The organism is Synechococcus sp. H55.7, from assembly GCF_047462395.1.
In the GTDB taxonomy this organism is placed as follows: Bacteria; Cyanobacteriota; Cyanobacteriia; order Thermostichales; family Thermostichaceae; genus Thermostichus.
The window spans coordinates 121,312-136,967 of record NZ_JANSJD010000003.1; the positions used below are offsets into that span (position 1 = coordinate 121,312).

The following is a 15,656-nucleotide window of genomic DNA, read 5'->3' on the forward strand; positions in this document are numbered from 1 at the left end:
GACGACTCTCGCTTAACGCATTTAGCATTTAGTTGTACTTATCTTAATAATAAACAAGTTCTAGTATTTTTAAGTTGAAACCTTCTAATGAAGGGCCTATCATGATCGGACGCACTTTAGGATCAAGCTTCTGGGATAGGGCAGCCTTATGAACAAGCTTCAAGACAGTCTGGTGAAGGCTCTCACCATTGACGGGGCACTGGGCGTCGCTTTGGGGGACTGGAAGACCGGAATGTGTCTGGGGTTTAAGGGCACCAACAGCCCTGCCTTTCCCGAAGCTAATCTGGAGTTGGCCATTGCCGGAAACACAGAGGTGATCCGCGCCAAGATGCGAGTTGCAGAGTCTCTTAAGTTCACCGACAGAATCGAAGAGATACTTATTATTCTGGAGACTCAGTATCACCTGATGTATCTACTTAAGCACATACCTGGGCTATTTTTCTATCTGGCTTTGGATCGAGAGAAAGGCAACTTGGCTCTTGCTCGTATCAAGCTCTCCCAAATCGAAAAAGAGCTGACTCTCTAAAAGTTACGGCCTTTGCCGGCCTCACAGGAGTTCTGCAGCCAAGCAAGATTCTTTTAGAGCTTGCTCTACGTTGAGGTGATGGAGTAGGTAGCAACCAATCCAAAGAAATGCGGAACCGGGGACTTGAACCCCGATGGCATTGCTGCCACTAGAACCTGAATCTAGCGCGTCTACCATTCCGCCAGTTCCGCGGCGATCTATAAGAATGCCCAAGAAAGGGGATCCCTGTCAAGGGCTGGGGGGCTTTAGAAGGGGATCCTATTCTTATGCTAAGCTCGGCTGCGCAGGCAGTGGATCCAGAGCGCTAACCTTGGCGGCTTTTACTTTTGTTTGCGAGGGCACCTGCCCCAACACGCAGGCGCGGGCCGGCTATTTCACTACCCCCCACGGCGAGATCCCAACCCCCTGCTTTATGCCGGTGGGAACGCTGGCCAATGTGAAAACCCTCACGCCTGCTCAACTCAAGGAAACCGGCGCCCACATTATCCTCAGCAACACCTATCACCTGCACCTACAGCCCGGCGAAGAGATCATTCAAGCGGCGGGGGGCCTGCACCGCTTCATGGGCTGGCCAGGCCCCATCCTCACGGATTCAGGCGGCTTCCAAGTTTTTAGCCTCAGCGCCATCCGCCAAATCGACGAGGAAGGGGTAACGTTTCGCTCGCCCCGCGATGGGCGAATTATTCACTTCACCCCGGAGCTGTCTATCCAAATCCAAAATGCTCTGGGGGCAGACGTCATCATGGCCTTTGACGAGTGCCCGCCCTATCCTGCTAGCCCTGAGGCGGTGGCAGCAGCGGTGCGGCGGACTACTCAATGGCTGAAGCGCTGCGTGGAAGCCCACCGCCGCTCCGATCAGGCTTTGTTTGGCATTGTTCAGGGGGGGGTTTACCCGGAGCTGCGTCGGCAGGCAGCGGAAGAAGTCTGTCGGCTGGATCTACCCGGCTATGCCATCGGCGGCGTCAGCGTAGGAGAGCCGGTGGAGCTAATGCACGCGGTGGTGCGACAAACAGCCCCCCTCTTGCCAGCCGATCGCCCCCGCTATCTCATGGGGGTGGGCACCTATGCCGAGATGCGGGCGGCAGTGGCTGCCGGCATGGACTTGTTTGACTGTGTCATTCCCACGCGCTATGCCCGCCACGGCACCGTGATCAGCCGCGGCCAACGCTGGAACATCAAGAATGCCGAACACCGCCGCAGCCTGGATCCCATCGATCCTGAGTGCCCTTGCTACACCTGCCGCCACTTCAGCCGCGCCTATTTGTGCCACCTCATCCGCGCCCAAGAGATCCTGGGCTACACTCTGCTTTCCATCCACAATATCACGGAGCTCGTGCGCTACACCCGAAGAATGCGCCAGGCCATTCTGGAAGGCAAATTTCATGAGAACTGGGATCCGTGGCGCGAGGGCTGAGCCTCCTCGGGGAGCTTCGTTAACATCAGTAAACATTCGTAGGTTAGGCTTCCTAACCGCTACAATAAGGGGAAACCTAGTCTTAACCTCAGAGGAGAGCATGGCTGTCCGCACCCTGCAAAGTGTAATTGAGCAGCATATTGCTGGACTCCCTGGCCTGATTGCCGTCTTGACAGGGCGGGTCACTGACGGTGCCACAGTAGCCAAAGTAACCTATGCCAGCGACTCCCAAGAGGAGCAAGCCCTAGAACGTTTAGGCACCTACGCCGGCGACTTGTTGCAGGCCAATAGCCGCCTTTGTCAAACCGTTAGCCCCGTCCAAGAGGCGGACTACCTTTTGGCAGGTACTCCGGCGTTGCGGGTTGTCATCAAAGCCTTTCCCAAAAGCCCCTACTTTGTTTTGTTTCTGACCCGTTCCATCACCGACCTCAAGACGATTTCAGACCGGCTTAAGGCCATTCTCATCGACGGCAAACCACTGCTGCCCCCTGTTCAAGACGACACTCTATCCACTGCTCAGGCTTTGATTAGCTACGCCAAGCGCTACGCTCCGGATCCCAACTTTGTCGCCCTGCGCCTGTCTTTGAAAACGGGCATTGACCGCAACCGCCTTGAAAAAGGCACCCTGAACCGACAGGAGCTGCGCATTCTCTACAAAGCGGTGGCCGATCTTTTGGGCAGAGAACATCTGCCGATTGCCTTGCCTAGCTAAAGGCTAAAGTTGTGGGAGTCGTTAACTGTTCTCCCTTCCTATCCCCTCGAGATCAGGCCATCTATGTTGGAGCATTTACGCCTTGACCGCGCTCGCAAGCTGCTCTCTCTCTTTGGCGAGCCGGTGATTTTCCACTGCCACCACTACAACCTATTTTTGCAGCAGACCATTGAGGATCCGGACTGGATCGATGGGGTGAGCATCCTGCGTACGGCAGCTCAGGAGATCTTCCACAGCTTGCTCCAGGGCGCTTTTAAAACCTTGGGAGTGCAGCAGGCAGCAGAGCGGCTGGCGGTGGCGTGCCAGTTGTTCGGCTTTCTCGGCTTGGGGCGACTGGAGCTGCAGGCCAGCCCCAGCGGTGGCGAAGCCCAGCTCACCCACTCCCACTACGCAGAAGGCTGGCTGAGCAAGTACGGGGATCAGGCTAACCGCACTCGTCCCATCGATCATCTGGCCGTGGGCTATGTGGCGGCGGCGCTGGATGCCACTTTTGGCGAGCTGGGCAGCTACACGGCAGAGGAAACGGAGTGCATGGCGGTTACGCGCAAGGATCGCTGCCTGATCCAGGCTACTCGGCTGCCACGGCCTCAGACTTTGGTTCCTAGCCCCGGCATGGGCAAGCTCATCGAACGTCCAGCCGATCTGCCCAAGCCGATAACAGCGGTGGACTATGACGCGGTCAACGAAGCTCTGTGGAGCCTGCCTTTGGCAGGAGATGAACGGGGGCAGATTCGCGCCTTCAACGTGCTGCTCACGCGCATGCCTGCCAATTACTACAACCGCATCCAGTACCGCTTTTTGGAAGAGCTGAAAGCAGTGCAACCCGGTCTGCAGCAGGTGGCAGAGGATCTGGTGCGCGAATCGGGCCATGTCTGTGTCTTCTACACCTTTGGCAACATCATGGAGTCCCTGGAGTGGGAAACCCTTGTGGGGCCAATGCTGGAAAAGGATACCGACTGGATCCACGGGGCCTATGCCGTAGCCAGCAGCTTGGGGTGGGGTCGTTGGCAGGCTTTGGAGGTGGTGAGCGATCATTCCTGCCGGGCAGTGATTGACGGCAACTACGAGACCAGCTACTTTTTGGCTTCCTACCCACGGGCAGATTATCCGACCTGCTATTTTGCCCAAGGGGCGGTGCCGGCGCTGATGAATCTGGTTTACGACGGCAACATTCAGCAGAAGCCGATTCTGGATCAAGTCTTCTACAACCGCCTCTTCCAGCGGGGTGGGCTGTTTCACGGGAAGGAGACCAAAGCCAGAGAGAAAGGGGATCCCTGGTGTGAGTTCTACGCCGAGCGGATTTAGGGATCCATGCAGGTGCGCATCCTGAGGCGGCGAGAGTGTGGAAGGGGCTGGGCCACAGACCTGCTGCTGCCGCGCTGCCTGAGCTGGCCGGAGGTGGAAGAGCTGGCGCAGGAGATAGGGGCCACCTGCCGCTGCTTTCAAAAACAGCTGGTGTGGTTGGATCTGCCGGCAGGGCGAATTACCGCTTCCTTGCGGGTGCCTCGCCTAACTTTGCGGCTCTACGACGCCGCTGTTGAGGCCCAGCTCCTCAAGCAGGTGTGTCGGCTAGCCGAGGCCCCTGCTCCTGCAGCGGAGGAGGACTGAGCTGTTGGCGACTCTGCGAGCTCTCCTTAGAGGCGCTGCACAAGCTTTATAGTCGGTTCAAACACAATTCAAACACTTTCACTTTGCCACCTACCCAAGCACTTCGCGCTGCTGCCCTCACCCCCAACCCCTCTGAGGGAGAGGGGGGTTAGGGATAGGCTTTCCGTCTGTTGTTTGAGGTAGGTCTCAGCTCCCTAGAGATCGAAACGGCGGCGAAAGCGGGGATCCCACCTGTCCTTTTTGCGCTGATTACAGACTTTGCACAGGGTTTGCAAGTTGCTGATGTCGTTGCTGCCGCCCTGGGCAAGGGGGACGATGTGATCAACCTGAAGCTGCACCTCTGGGGGCGATTTGCCATAACTGCGGCAGCGGAAGCCATCCCTTTGGAAGACATACTCCCGCACAGATGCTGGGATCGGGAGCCTCTCACCAGGTTTTTTCTCTTTCATCCATTACTCACCTGTATTGCGAAAACTATCTAGTTCGGAGTCTCGAGATGGGCTATCGGGAATAAACTCGAGACAAACTTTAAGGGATACCTTTCCCTCAGACCAATCCCTTCTAGGCTGTAAGATTCGGGATTTTACTCCCTCTACTAAAGCTCTAATTTCTACGTGAACCTTTTTTGAGCGAAGGTGGCTATTTGTTCGTGCAATATCTGCAAGAAGGTAATCAATAATTGCACTGTGCAAAACACTAGGAAGATAGATTTGGTCGCCAATCGCAACGGCAGTTTCTTTATCATCTACTTTGAGAAGTATCGAGTCAAGCATGTCTTGTTTCCTAGTGCTAACAGACCTGGCTAATCGGCATCCTTTCGAAGGTCATCCAGAGAAGATCCATCGCTTGCTGATCCTGGATCTTCTGGCTCAAACTCAACTATTAGCCTTACCCTAACTCTGCCATCAACCCATGGCAAGCTAGGACGTAAAAGTTTAGCAGGGATCCCTCTCGCATCAGTTATTTGGTAAAAATTGACCGAGCCAGAAATGTTTTTGGCTCTAAGTTTGTCGAATAAACGAGATCCAAAGTTATCATAAGCACTTTGCAAGCAAGCCCAAATAAACTCTTTTGAGTAGATCAGGCCTCCTCCTATATCAACGACGGTGTTTGGAGAAGCATCTATCTCGACAAAGCGATCTTGGCGATCTTGAGGTTGATCGTTGCTTGACACTGACCCAGCCTCCTAATGCATCCCGCTAACTTAAGCTACTCCTTGTCTGTGCGAAGGTCATCTAGAGGGGATCCATCACTACTTTCTGAGCCCGTACGCTCTGGCTCAAACTCTACAGTGATCCGCAATCTGACCCTGCCTTTCTCCCACTCCTTCTTACCCGGCACCAAGAGCTGACAGGTCAGGCCCTGATCAAACCACTTGGTTTCTTGCAGTAGCTTTTCTTCGGGTTTAGTGGCAAGAAGGCTACTGGCAATACTAATCAGGTTTTCCGGTGGGAGGATCCCCGAGGATCTCAAGGCTGCAATAAACAAGCGATTGAGCTCTTCCTTTTTGGCCAAATCCTCTTGGGCAGCTTTGACCAGGCTAGCAACCTTGAAAGTTTTCTCCCCTACAGAGAGGATCCCTTCTAAGTATTGCTGCAAGGGCAGGGACTTAGGCAACAAAACTTCACCTCCTCAAATAGTAGGGAGAAACAAACTGCTTTATCTCAGATCGTCAAGTATGCTGTCCAGCTCGGGGAAAATCTTACCTAAGTCAGAGATCTCATCACTCGGCTCACTTTCGCTCGCTGGCTGCTCGGAAGAACCTGCTGAGCTGTCAGCTAATTCACCGGTCGAAGAAGGTTTCAGTAAAGAAATCGAGGGCAAAAGTTCACGACCTAGGCCCATAGCCTGTAAGCATAGGTTAATCCCAGAAACGGCTTGGTTGTAGCTATCGATCTTTGCTTCTAGATCCCTTAGACGCTGTTGGTTTAAGGTAATTCTTTCTTCTGCTTCCTTTCTAAGTGTCGCTTCCATAAATTGCTTTGCTTCGGGATACTTTTGCAGAATTTCATCAGCCACTTCCTTAGCAACGGGCAAGAGCTGAGTCTTGAGGGTATTGTTGGTTTCTTGCCGGAAGTTAGAGCGTATTGTCTGGCTGACTTTGGGCTCAAAGTCAAGCTTCAGCAATTGCCGGATCCCCGGCTCCGCATCTCGAATAGCGGAAATATCGTAGGACTGAGATGTTTGCTTTAAAACTTCCCGGAACTGGTAAATGGAGAAAGTGCCCTCGTCATAGAAGCGAGGACTTTCTCTTAGATACCGATCGCACTCTTTTCGAGCGCCGCTGACTAATGCAGTGCAAACTTTTTCCTTAACCTCTAGTAGTTTTTTCTCTAGATCACCGTCGGATCCCAGTAGGCGAAACAACTGCTTGTAGTAGTCTGCACTGCGTACCCGATCGATAATCCGCCGGAAGGAGTTCTCCACAACTGTGGTGGCAGACTCGACCAGTATATCCTCTAGGTGATTCGATAGGTAGTAAAGGGCCTCAACCAGCACAGCCAAAAAGGGAGCTGTGGAGTTACGGTGGTGGATGCGAACAGCTTGGCTATAGGCACTATCTATTGAGAATGTGTCCAGAAGCTCATCCAGCCTACGCACCATCTTGGCCTGCAGCCTTCGGAAGTCATACTCAAACTCTTTATCCGTTCCGTCGATAATTTCACTAACCATAGTTTGAATGTGTTCATCAAACTCTTGACCAATCCTATTCAACTGCTGATTAATAAGCATTAACTCATGGGCAATCATGCTATCGACTTCTCTGGGTTGGCTGTCTAGGTCTCCATAAAGATCTAGGTAGGATTTTCTGAGCTCAATACACAGAGGCTGCAGGTCATCGGCAAGAGCTATAAACAACTGCGGGCGCTTTTCTTCCTTCAGATAGCGAGTAATCCCACTGAGAAATTCTTCTATGCCGCTATCTTTGATCATGTACTCAATCAAGGGCTTGCCCCACTCGCTTAGAATTCGAACGTAGTTATCGATAGGAGTCTCATAGCCGTGCACCGAAGGGCGGAAGGGGGATCCCACAAGCCTGCCTGAGGAGCTACAGTACTTGACAAATTCGCTAATAAATTGAGGTGTCTGCTCTCTGCCACCTAGCTCTTTTATACTTTCTGCAAAAATGGTATCCAGACCAAACCTTGTTTCTCGAGTCGTTTCCCTGATCTGCGAGCCGTAGAAGCCAAGCAGGGCACTAGTTTTAAATAGGCGGGCTTGACGAAACTGCTGGTCAATGATGGTCTCTAATCTCTGCCTTAGCTGGGAGTTGTACCAAGTTTCATCAATGCGGTTGAACACATAAAAAACTCGATCGCGAATACTTTCGCTACTTTGGATGTGCTCAATGAGTTCTGTTTCTTCTTTAGTCAGCTCACCTGTTGTAGCACACTTGAGGACACAGACAACTGCGGAAGTGTTTGGATCGGCAATTTTTTGATAGGTGCGCTCGGCATCCGCTTTAACCGGAGCATCAATTCCAGGGGTATCGACAATAACGTTTCCGTCTTCTAATAGAGGATGATGGCAGTAGTACTCAATCTTCCGCAGAACTGCACTATTGGCACCGCGCCGCGCAAAACTGGCCGCTTCTCTTAGGTTGCCAAGGTTAAGCTGTTCCATCGAAAATACTCTGTTTTCGGTTGGGTGAATTCTGGCGCGGTTTTGCTGGAAACCTTCAATTAATAAGCGCAGCGCATCTGCCTGCTTTGCTCGTTCCGACTTACTTTTGCCGCCCTCCTGCTGAACAATGGCCTCAGCCTGCTCTTTTAGGCGATTGAGGGTGACTTCCTCTAGGTTGTTGCCGCTGGGTAGGGCTAAGCCCAAGCGAGTGCAGAAGGCAGCCATCTGTTCCTGCACCTGCCGCTCGCTGAGGAAGGTGAGTACTACCCTCTCGGCGTCAGGCTCTGCATAGGAGATGTAGCACTCTGTCCCTGTGGCGTGTCCTTCAGCGCTATAGAGAAGCTCCCTTTCTAACAAGGCGTTGATCAGCATCGACTTGCCAGCGCTAAAAGCACCGGCAAAGACAATCTCAAAAGTTGGGGAAATAGCCTTGCTCAGTGAAGCCTGAACTCGGGTTGTATCTTGCTTTGCTGAGAGCGTGGGATCCTGCTGCCAAAGGTTTAGAATCGTTTCAACATGCTCCCGTAAGTTCTCACACTGAGGCAAGAGTTGCACAGCCATCTCGGGGACCTCCGCTAGGGCTGGGGAGATTATAACGCCCTCAGCCTCGGGCGTGAGATCCCTATACTACTTTTCTTCCGACGGGGCCCTATCCTTCTAGGGCAAAGAGGTCACTCCACTCCCGCCTGGGAACGCCGGGCTTAGCGATGATCTCGAAGATGCGGTTTTTTGCTGCCGGCTGAAATAGGCTTTCAACAGCCACTTGAGCTACTTTGAGGCGAGGGATGCTGCCCTCGAAGAGAGTGTCAGCTTGGGAGAGGACAATGCCATCCTCGTTGTCCTGGTTTTTCAGGCCCCCTGGCCGAATGATGGTGTAGGTGAGGCCGCTGTTTTGCAAGTATTCTTCGGCTCGTTTTTTCCACACCAAGATCAGCCAAAACAGGTTGAGGGGGTGGAACAACTGGGACACGCACAGAGAAGAAATCAAAACAAAGTGTTGGATCCCTTGGGCTTTGGCCACATCCACTAAGTTCTTGGTGCCTTCATAATCCACTCGGTAAGGCAGAAAGGGATCCCAACTGGGCCTAGCTCCTGTAGCACAGAGCACCACCGTACATCCCTCCATGCCGGCCCTTAGCGTGGCCGGGTCCAGCACATCTCCCACCACCACTTCCGCTTCGGGGGGCAGAACCTGTGCGGCCAGCTCGCGGCTGCGCACCAGCGCCCGTACCGGGATGCCGCGGCCCACCAACTCTTTGACGATGCGCCGCCCCGTTTCTCCCGTAGCCCCTGCAACAAAAGCCCGCATAGCTCTCCTGTATCCAAATGGTTTTAACTATTTTGCTCGTGGTGTTTAAGGCCCCGCAGTGGCCCTGTTAGGGCCGTCGAAACTATCATCTTTATCAAAATCTAGCTCAGGCTCAATCCCGCCCGTGACAGGATAGTGGGATCCCGCCAGCTCTACTTCCGATTGCCCTATGGTTGCCCAAGCTGCTCCTCTCGCCTATGAGGCTCAAACCCAAGCACTTGCCCAGTCTCTGTTGAATTCCCTTCGGGGCGAGGGGAGATCCCTGCTGGCCCAATGGCGGGATCAACTGCGTTGGGAGGACAGGCTGCTGGCCTGGGCGATGGAGAACCCCCATTTGCGCACCCAGTTGTTCCGCTTGATCGATGTTTTGCCCAGCCTGAAAAGCAAAGCAGAGATGGCTCGCCATCTTCAAGAGTATCTCTTGGATCCGGCAGTAGAGTTGCCGGGGATACTGAAAAACCTACTCAACTTTGCCGACCCCCATTCTCTGCCTGGACAGTTGGCCGCCAGCACCCTCACCGCTGCTGTAGAAGCCCTGGCCCGTCGCTACATTGCCGGAGAAACCCTGCAGCAGGTGAGCCAAACGCTGGAAACTCTGCACCGCCAAGGCATGGCTTTTACCCTGGATTTGCTGGGGGAAGCCGTCCTCACCGAAGCCGAAGCCCAATCCTACCTGGAGCGCTACCTACAGGCGATGGAGCAATTGGCAAAGGTGGTCAAAACCTGGCCGCAGCCGCAGCCTATGCCCCAAGTGTCGGTGAAGCTGACGGCCTTCTATTCCCAGTTCGACCCCATCGACCCGGCAGGGGCCAAAGCCAAGGTGGGAGAACGGATCCGCATCCTGTTGCGCCGGGGCGAGGCCCTGGGAGTCGGGATCCACTTTGATATGGAGCAGTACCGCTACAAATCCCTTACCCTGGCCATTTTACAGGAGCTGCTGCTGGAGCCGGAGTTCCGCAGCCGCACCGACATTGGCCTGACCCTACAAGCCTACCTGCGGGATAGCTACACCGATTTGCAAAACCTGATCGCCTGGGCCAAAGAGCGGGGATCCCCGGTGACGGTGCGCCTGGTCAAGGGCGCCTACTGGGATCAAGAGACCATCCTGGCGGCGCAAAAGCACTGGCCGCAGCCGGTTTACAACGACAAAGCCGCCACCGACGCCAATTTTGAGCGCCTGACCCAGCTTTTGTTAGAGCACCACACCCATCTGCGTGCCGCCATTGCCAGCCACAATGTGCGTTCTCAGGCCAAAGCCATTGCCATCGCCCAGGCGCTGGAGGTCCCTCAGTCTGCTTTTGAGCTGCAGGTGCTCTACGGCATGGCCGACCCCTTGGCCAAGGCCCTGGTGCAGAAGGGACAGCGGGTGCGGGTGTACTGTCCCTATGGAGAGCTGCTGCCGGGCATGGCTTATCTGATTCGGCGTTTGCTGGAAAATACCGCCAACACGTCCTTCCTGCGGCAAAGTGTCCAGGGCTACGACGCCGAACAGTTGTTGGCCCCCCCTGTCTTGGAGGAGGGATCCATGTTTCAGCCACCTTCCCTCTCGTTTGTCGCGGCTGCCGATACGGATTTCAGCCAGCCCCAGCAGCGGGATCCCTTTTTTCAGGCCCTGCAAAAAGTTCAAACGCAACTGGGCCAGACAGTTCAGCCCTGGATTGCCGGAGAATATCGCCCAACCCGACAGTCTATTCCTTCTTTAAACCCTGCCGATCCCGAGCAAGTGGTGGGTGAGATTGGGTTGGCCAGTCCCGCACAGGTGGAGCAAGCCCTGCGGGCGGCCCAGGCCAGCTTTCCCCGCTGGCGGCGCACGCCTGTGGCCGTGAGGGCGGGGATCCTGCGGCGGGTGGCGGAGCAAATCGAGGCTCAACGGGCAGAGCTGGCCGCCTGGATGGTGCTGGAGGTGGGCAAGCCCATCGCCCAGGCCGATGGGGAGATTTCAGAGGCCATCGACTTCTGCCGCTACTACGCCCAGCAGATGGAGGCTCTGGATCGAGGACGGGCGTGCAACCTGCCCGGCGAAACCAACCATTACCACTACCAGCCCCGCGGTGTGGCGGTGGTGATCGCCCCTTGGAACTTTCCTCTCTCCATCCCCTGTGGCATGGCGATGGCGGCTTTGGTGGCTGGAAATTGCGTGCTCCTCAAGCCGGCAGAGCAATCTTCGCTGGTCGCCGCCAAGCTGGCAGGCTTCATCCTCAAGGCCCTCGCCGAAGCCGGGATCCCGGAAGGCGTCTTTCAATTTCTGCCAGGAGTTGGGGAAGAGATCGGCCCTCTCCTGGTGCAAGATCCACGGGTACATTTGATTGCCTTCACTGGATCCCAGGCGGTGGGCTGCCAGATCCTTGCCCAGGCGGCGCAATTGCAACCGGGACAGCACCACATCAAGCGGGTGATTGCCGAGATGGGCGGCAAAAACGCCATCCTTGTGGATGAAAGCGCCGACCTGGATCTGGCGGTGAAGGGGGTGGTTAACTCTGCTTTTGGCTACAGTGGCCAAAAATGCTCCGCCTGCTCGCGGGCCATTGTCTTGCAGTCGATCCACGACCTGTTCTTGGGGCGGTTGATCGAGGCGGTGCGGTCGTTAAACGTGGGGGATCCGGCTCATCCTAGCACCCAGGTCGGCCCGGTGATCGATGCCGAGGCCCAAGCCCGCCTGCAACAGGCCATTCAAGCGGCCCAAGCCTACGCCCGCTTGGAACTCAGCCTGCCCGTGCCGGAAAAAGGCTACTTCGTCGGCCCCACGGTGTTTAGCCAGGTGGATCCCCAATCGGAACTGGCACAGCGGGAGCTGTTTGGACCGGTTCTGGCGGTGATTGCGGCAGCGGATTTCTCCTCTGCCCTGGAGCTGGCCAATGCCACTCCCTACGCTCTCACCGGCGGCGTCTACAGCCGCACTCCTTCCCACATCCAACAGGCCCGCCAAGACTTTGCTGTCGGCAACCTCTACATCAACCGCGAGATCACCGGCGCTTTGGTCGAGCGGCAGCCCTTTGGCGGCTTCAAGCTCTCCGGCGTGGGATCCAAAGCCGGTGGCCCCGACTACCTGCTGCAATTTCTGGAGCCGCGCACCGTTACCGAAAATATTCAACGCCAGGGCTTTGCCCCGATTGAAGGGTCTTGAAGATAGAGCGTTGGGAGTTTACTGGAGAGGCTTGGCTACATCTCCCACCTTAAAGCCTGTGCCGCTGAGAATGCGGCCCACACTGGATCCCTGATCCACCTCTGTCAGTTGAATTTGGCCGGCTGGCTCGGTCAATTTGCGCAGGACTGCTCCTGTGGCCGGATCCTTAACCTCGCGAACGACGCGCTCCACAGAAAGGATCAGGCCCACGCGATAGCCGTCGCGGCTGCCTTTGTTCAAGATCACCTGATTGCCGTAGACATCCGCCACCAAGGCATCGATGGTCGGCAAAGAGCGGGGCTGGGCCGCCAAGCGACTGGCAAAACCGGCCAACTGCTGGGCAATTTGCTCCACCGCCTGCTGGCTGGCCAAAACCAGCAGCTTTTCTTCGTTGCTGGTGGCGGATCCCCCGCCAAAGCCGGCAACCGTGACCGTGCTATCCGACTGGCTGGCGTTGCCCCGGCCCTCGACCACGGCCAAGATCTCGGCCGTGCTGGTGCTCACCAGGCGGGCATTGAGCTGCACGTTGGCATCGGCATCCACCGACTCGGCCCCCACCGCCAGCGGAAAGCTGCCGAAGGGGGTTAAGACCGGCGCCCCACCGCCGGAACGGCGCACCGACACATCGAACTGGGTAACACTGCCGAGGATCACCGCATCGACCCCGAGGATCCGGCCCACCTGAGCGGCGGTGTTGGCATCCAACCGCCCCGATAGCCCCAAGTTCTGCTCGGCCAAGATCGCGTCTAGCCGCGAGCGCTCGATAACAGAAAAAGTGCCATCTCTCACCAGCCGATCCACCAGCAGATCGCTCACCCCCCGGGAAGCCTCGCGCAGGCTGTAGGAATTGCTGAGGCTGCTGAAATCAAAATCCAAAACCGCAACGCGCGGGCGAGTGCTGGGTTGAGGCGCTTGTCCTACCTGGCTGGGGGCAGAGAGATTGCAGCGAAGGTCTTGGGGAAACTTCTGGCACAGCTCCGGATTGGTGGATTGGGCAGCCACTGGGATCCCCGTCCAACCCAAGCTCAGCAGCGGGATCCCGAACAACAAGATGGAAAAGAGGTTGCGCATGGTTGAGCGATCTCCTGGATCGAGGAAGTGGCCACAGTCCATTCTTAGCTTGCACCCAAAAGAGCTTCCGGGGGGTGACCGATATCACCTGGCCGCCTGTTCCAGAAGATGTCCCATACTCTATCGACTCCAAGGCTGCCGGGAAAAGGGATTGAGAAGGTTTGCGTAGAAGAGTTGACCCATCTCAACCCTATTGTGCGGAGATGCTCGCTCTCTCTGGAGTCAACTGCTAATAGACTACTTGACGAAACAAAGCCGGGATCGACGGTGCAAGCTCAGTGCTAGCCTAGTAAGGCTGTGTTCTTGTACAAGCTATGGCTGTTCCTAAGAAGAAAACCTCGAAAGCCCGCAGTCGCAGGCGGTATGCCGTTTGGCTGGGCAAAGCCAAGCTCCAGGCCCAGCGGGCAATGACCATTGGGCGTTCAATTTTGAGCGGTCGCAACACCGGCTTCTACTACCCCAAAGCCAAGTCGGAAGAAGAGGAAGAAGAATAGAGCCATGCTCAGGGGATCCCGACGGCTGGCCAAGTGATTACACTGGATCAAAGCTCAGCTCCTTGGAGAAGCGTTCTGCTGTCCCCACCGTCTCACTTAGTCGAGATCAGCTTGCATGCGCTCGTTGACTTCCCTCACCTACTACCAACGGTTGGGCCTGTCTCCAGGGGCATCTCCTGAGGCCATTCGGCGGGCCTATCGGCAGTTGAGCAAACGCTACCACCCCGACACTTCCCCCCTGGCCCCGGAAGTGGCCATTCGCTGCTTCCAAGAGCTGCAGGAAGCTTATCTCGTGCTCAGCAACCCGGCAAAACGGGCCATCTACGATGCCAGCTTGCGGGCGATGACGACCAACATGGGCTCCCTCAGTATAACGGGATCCTCAGATCTGGATTCTCTCGAGCTGCGCATGGAAACCCGGCCTCTCTCGGCGGGCGAGCTCTGTGCCCTGCTGCTGATGGGATCCACCTTCGTGGCGTGTTTGGTGTTGGCGGTTGCTTTGGCCTGGCTACGGGAGGGCGGGGTGGGCTAACCAACTCCGGTTGCTTGGGGATGAGGTTCAGACAAAGCGCTCGGAGCCTCCCACGGATCAAGTGCTTGAATGGAATAGGCTGTTAACTTTTGTCTAGTTTGACGGCTTCTCTGCGCGCGTTTGAATCTCACCATGCCTTTGCCCCCTGCCACCACACCTCTCTACAATCACCCGCTCCACGCCATCGAACGCTGGCTGGAGGAGCAAGGCTGCACCCGCGACCCAAAGGATGTGGAGCAATGGTTTTGCGAGCGGCCGGGCTGGAAAGCCTGCCTGCGCCTAGAAGAGACCAGCATCTGGGTGCGCTACACCTACCCGGATGGCAACACGAAAACCCTGTCTTTCCCCTACTCCCTCAGCCGCCAGGATGTAGAACAGGCCATTTTTGAGGACTAGCCGGCCATGCGCATTCTGCAACTGCCTGCCCTGCGCGACAACTACATCTATCTGCTCTACGATCCCGAGACGGCAACGGCAGCAGTGGTGGATCCGGCAGTGGCCGAGCCCGTGCTGGACAAATTGGCCGAGCTGGGGGCGGAGCTGGTGGCCATCTTCAACACCCACCACCACCACGACCATGTGGGGGGCAACCTGCAACTTGTGGCCCGCTACCCCCGCGCCGTCGTCTACGGCAGCCAGGTGGATCGAGGGCGGATCCCTGGCCAGAGGGTGGAGCTGCAGGCGGGAGAGACGGTGGAATTTGCGGGCCGGCAGGCGAAGGTGCTGTTTGTGCCCGGCCATACGCGGGGACATGTTGCCTACTACTTCCCCGAAAGCGGGGATCTCTTCTGCGGCGATACTCTGTTTGCTGGGGGATGCGGGCGGCTCTTTGAGGGCACCCCAGAGCAAATGCTGGGATCCCTGGATCAACTGCGCCAGTTACCTGAACCGACGCGGGTGTGGTGTGCCCACGAATACACCTTGAACAACCTCAAGTTTGCCTTGACGGTAGATGGCGACAACCCCGACTTGCAGGCGCGCTATCAGCAGGTGGTGGCGCTGCGCCAGGCGGGATCCCCGACGGTGCCCAGCACCATTGGCGAAGAGCGCCGCACCAATCCTTTTTTGCGCTGGGATCAGCCGGCTCTGCAGGCGGCCACCGGCGTTCAAGATCCGGTGCGGGTTTTTGCGCGGCTGCGGGGTATGAAGGATCAGTTTTGAAGCTTGCTGGAACGCCAACAGGGCCGAGTTTTGAGGGGGATCCCCAGTTAGCTTTCTGTAAGATTGGCTTCTTTTTTCGGG

17 protein-coding genes and 1 tRNA gene are annotated in these 15,656 nt (G+C 56.2%); 10 read left to right on the top strand and 8 right to left on the bottom strand.

The features are described from left to right. Nucleotides 1-148 precede the first annotated feature (148 nt). Nucleotides 149-526 carry a hypothetical protein gene (locus tag NW851_RS02325; RefSeq protein ID WP_414333939.1) on the top strand — a complete coding sequence of 126 codons (378 nt, stop codon included), beginning with the start codon at nt 149-151 and terminating at the stop codon, nt 524-526. A 108-nt stretch (nt 527-634) separates the two neighbouring features. Here NW851_RS02325 and NW851_RS02330 read toward each other — a convergent pair. Continuing rightward, nucleotides 635-717 (bottom strand) — tRNA-Leu (locus tag NW851_RS02330). A gap of 119 nt (nt 718-836) precedes the next feature. Here NW851_RS02330 and tgt point away from each other — a divergent pair. From tgt to NW851_RS02350, 4 genes are all read left to right on the top strand, one after another. Further along, nucleotides 837-1,940: a tRNA guanosine(34) transglycosylase Tgt gene (gene tgt, locus NW851_RS02335; RefSeq protein WP_414336866.1), complete on the top strand. Its 1,104-nt coding sequence runs from the start codon at nt 837-839 to the stop codon at nt 1,938-1,940. Between the two features lie 100 nt (nt 1,941-2,040). Beyond that, nucleotides 2,041-2,652, top strand: a complete 612-nt coding sequence (locus NW851_RS02340) for a hypothetical protein (RefSeq protein ID WP_414336868.1) — start codon at nt 2,041-2,043, stop codon at nt 2,650-2,652. 63 nt (nt 2,653-2,715) lie between these two features. Beyond that, nucleotides 2,716-3,957, top strand: coding sequence for a hypothetical protein (locus tag NW851_RS02345; protein ID WP_414336870.1), 1,242 nt, complete (start codon nt 2,716-2,718; stop codon nt 3,955-3,957). 6 nt (nt 3,958-3,963) lie between these two features. Further along, nucleotides 3,964-4,260: a hypothetical protein gene (locus tag NW851_RS02350; protein WP_414333933.1), complete on the top strand. Its 297-nt coding sequence runs from the start codon at nt 3,964-3,966 to the stop codon at nt 4,258-4,260. Between the two features lie 194 nt (nt 4,261-4,454). Here NW851_RS02350 and NW851_RS02355 read toward each other — a convergent pair whose 3' ends face one another. The 6 genes from NW851_RS02355 to NW851_RS02380 form a co-directional block, all read right to left on the bottom strand. Continuing rightward, nucleotides 4,455-4,664: an HNH endonuclease gene (locus NW851_RS02355; protein WP_414336872.1), complete on the bottom strand. Its 210-nt coding sequence runs from the start codon at nt 4,662-4,664 to the stop codon at nt 4,455-4,457. 48 nt (nt 4,665-4,712) lie between these two features. Beyond that, nucleotides 4,713-5,033 (bottom strand): KGK domain-containing protein, encoded by a 321-nt coding sequence (locus NW851_RS02360; RefSeq protein WP_414335191.1) that lies wholly within the window; start codon nt 5,031-5,033, stop codon nt 4,713-4,715. A 29-nt stretch (nt 5,034-5,062) separates the two neighbouring features. Continuing rightward, complete coding sequence (locus NW851_RS02365; RefSeq protein WP_414335190.1) at nt 5,063-5,434, bottom strand: KGK domain-containing protein; 372 nt, start codon at nt 5,432-5,434, stop codon at nt 5,063-5,065. A gap of 35 nt (nt 5,435-5,469) precedes the next feature. Continuing rightward, complete coding sequence (locus NW851_RS02370) at nt 5,470-5,880, bottom strand: KGK domain-containing protein (protein WP_414336874.1); 411 nt, start codon at nt 5,878-5,880, stop codon at nt 5,470-5,472. A gap of 39 nt (nt 5,881-5,919) precedes the next feature. Then, complete coding sequence (locus tag NW851_RS02375; RefSeq protein ID WP_414336876.1) at nt 5,920-8,445, bottom strand: dynamin family protein; 2,526 nt, start codon at nt 8,443-8,445, stop codon at nt 5,920-5,922. 88 nt (nt 8,446-8,533) lie between these two features. Further along, nucleotides 8,534-9,193: an SDR family oxidoreductase gene (locus NW851_RS02380; RefSeq protein ID WP_414336878.1), complete on the bottom strand. Its 660-nt coding sequence runs from the start codon at nt 9,191-9,193 to the stop codon at nt 8,534-8,536. 169 nt (nt 9,194-9,362) lie between these two features. Between NW851_RS02380 and pruA the strand changes: the two genes are divergently transcribed. Then, the gene (gene pruA / locus NW851_RS02385; protein ID WP_414336880.1) at nt 9,363-12,317 is read left to right on the top strand and encodes an L-glutamate gamma-semialdehyde dehydrogenase; all 2,955 of its coding nucleotides are present in this window, start codon (nt 9,363-9,365) and stop codon (nt 12,315-12,317) included. An 18-nt stretch (nt 12,318-12,335) separates the two neighbouring features. Here the strand turns inward: pruA and NW851_RS02390 are convergent, their stop codons facing one another. After that, complete coding sequence (locus NW851_RS02390; protein ID WP_414336882.1) at nt 12,336-13,388, bottom strand: CsgG/HfaB family protein; 1,053 nt, start codon at nt 13,386-13,388, stop codon at nt 12,336-12,338. Nucleotides 13,389-13,702: 314 nt separating this feature from the next. Between NW851_RS02390 and NW851_RS02395 the strand changes: the two genes are divergently transcribed. From NW851_RS02395 to gloB, 4 genes are all read left to right on the top strand, one after another. Next, nucleotides 13,703-13,882, top strand: a complete 180-nt coding sequence (locus NW851_RS02395; protein ID WP_414335180.1) for a 50S ribosomal protein L32 — start codon at nt 13,703-13,705, stop codon at nt 13,880-13,882. 115 nt (nt 13,883-13,997) lie between these two features. Beyond that, nucleotides 13,998-14,414, top strand: a complete 417-nt coding sequence (locus NW851_RS02400; RefSeq protein ID WP_414335178.1) for a J domain-containing protein — start codon at nt 13,998-14,000, stop codon at nt 14,412-14,414. A gap of 132 nt (nt 14,415-14,546) precedes the next feature. Continuing rightward, nucleotides 14,547-14,810, top strand: a complete 264-nt coding sequence (locus NW851_RS02405; RefSeq protein ID WP_414335177.1) for a DUF3143 domain-containing protein — start codon at nt 14,547-14,549, stop codon at nt 14,808-14,810. A 6-nt stretch (nt 14,811-14,816) separates the two neighbouring features. Then, entirely contained in the window at nt 14,817-15,575 is a 759-nt protein-coding gene (gloB, locus tag NW851_RS02410; protein ID WP_414335175.1) for a hydroxyacylglutathione hydrolase, read from the top strand. Nucleotides 15,576-15,656: the final 81 nt, after the last annotated feature.

What these genes read in the sequence shown, in the direction of transcription:
- gloB (WP_414335175.1), top strand. Translation starts at nt 14,817, where the DNA reads ATGCGCATTCTGCAACTGCCTGCCCTGCGCGACAACTACATCTATCTG.
- pruA (WP_414336880.1), top strand. Translation starts at nt 9,363, where the DNA reads ATGGTTGCCCAAGCTGCTCCTCTCGCCTATGAGGCTCAAACCCAAGCA.
- NW851_RS02325 (WP_414333939.1), top strand. Translation starts at nt 149, where the DNA reads ATGAACAAGCTTCAAGACAGTCTGGTGAAGGCTCTCACCATTGACGGG.
- NW851_RS02400 (WP_414335178.1), top strand. Translation starts at nt 13,998, where the DNA reads ATGCGCTCGTTGACTTCCCTCACCTACTACCAACGGTTGGGCCTGTCT.
- NW851_RS02395 (WP_414335180.1), top strand. Translation starts at nt 13,703, where the DNA reads ATGGCTGTTCCTAAGAAGAAAACCTCGAAAGCCCGCAGTCGCAGGCGG.
- NW851_RS02375 (WP_414336876.1), bottom strand. Translation starts at nt 8,445, where the DNA reads ATGGCTGTGCAACTCTTGCCTCAGTGTGAGAACTTACGGGAGCATGTT.
- NW851_RS02345 (WP_414336870.1), top strand. Translation starts at nt 2,716, where the DNA reads ATGTTGGAGCATTTACGCCTTGACCGCGCTCGCAAGCTGCTCTCTCTC.
- NW851_RS02380 (WP_414336878.1), bottom strand. Translation starts at nt 9,193, where the DNA reads ATGCGGGCTTTTGTTGCAGGGGCTACGGGAGAAACGGGGCGGCGCATC.
- NW851_RS02390 (WP_414336882.1), bottom strand. Translation starts at nt 13,388, where the DNA reads ATGCGCAACCTCTTTTCCATCTTGTTGTTCGGGATCCCGCTGCTGAGC.
- NW851_RS02405 (WP_414335177.1), top strand. Translation starts at nt 14,547, where the DNA reads ATGCCTTTGCCCCCTGCCACCACACCTCTCTACAATCACCCGCTCCAC.
- NW851_RS02350 (WP_414333933.1), top strand. Translation starts at nt 3,964, where the DNA reads ATGCAGGTGCGCATCCTGAGGCGGCGAGAGTGTGGAAGGGGCTGGGCC.
- NW851_RS02340 (WP_414336868.1), top strand. Translation starts at nt 2,041, where the DNA reads ATGGCTGTCCGCACCCTGCAAAGTGTAATTGAGCAGCATATTGCTGGA.
- NW851_RS02360 (WP_414335191.1), bottom strand. Translation starts at nt 5,033, where the DNA reads ATGCTTGACTCGATACTTCTCAAAGTAGATGATAAAGAAACTGCCGTT.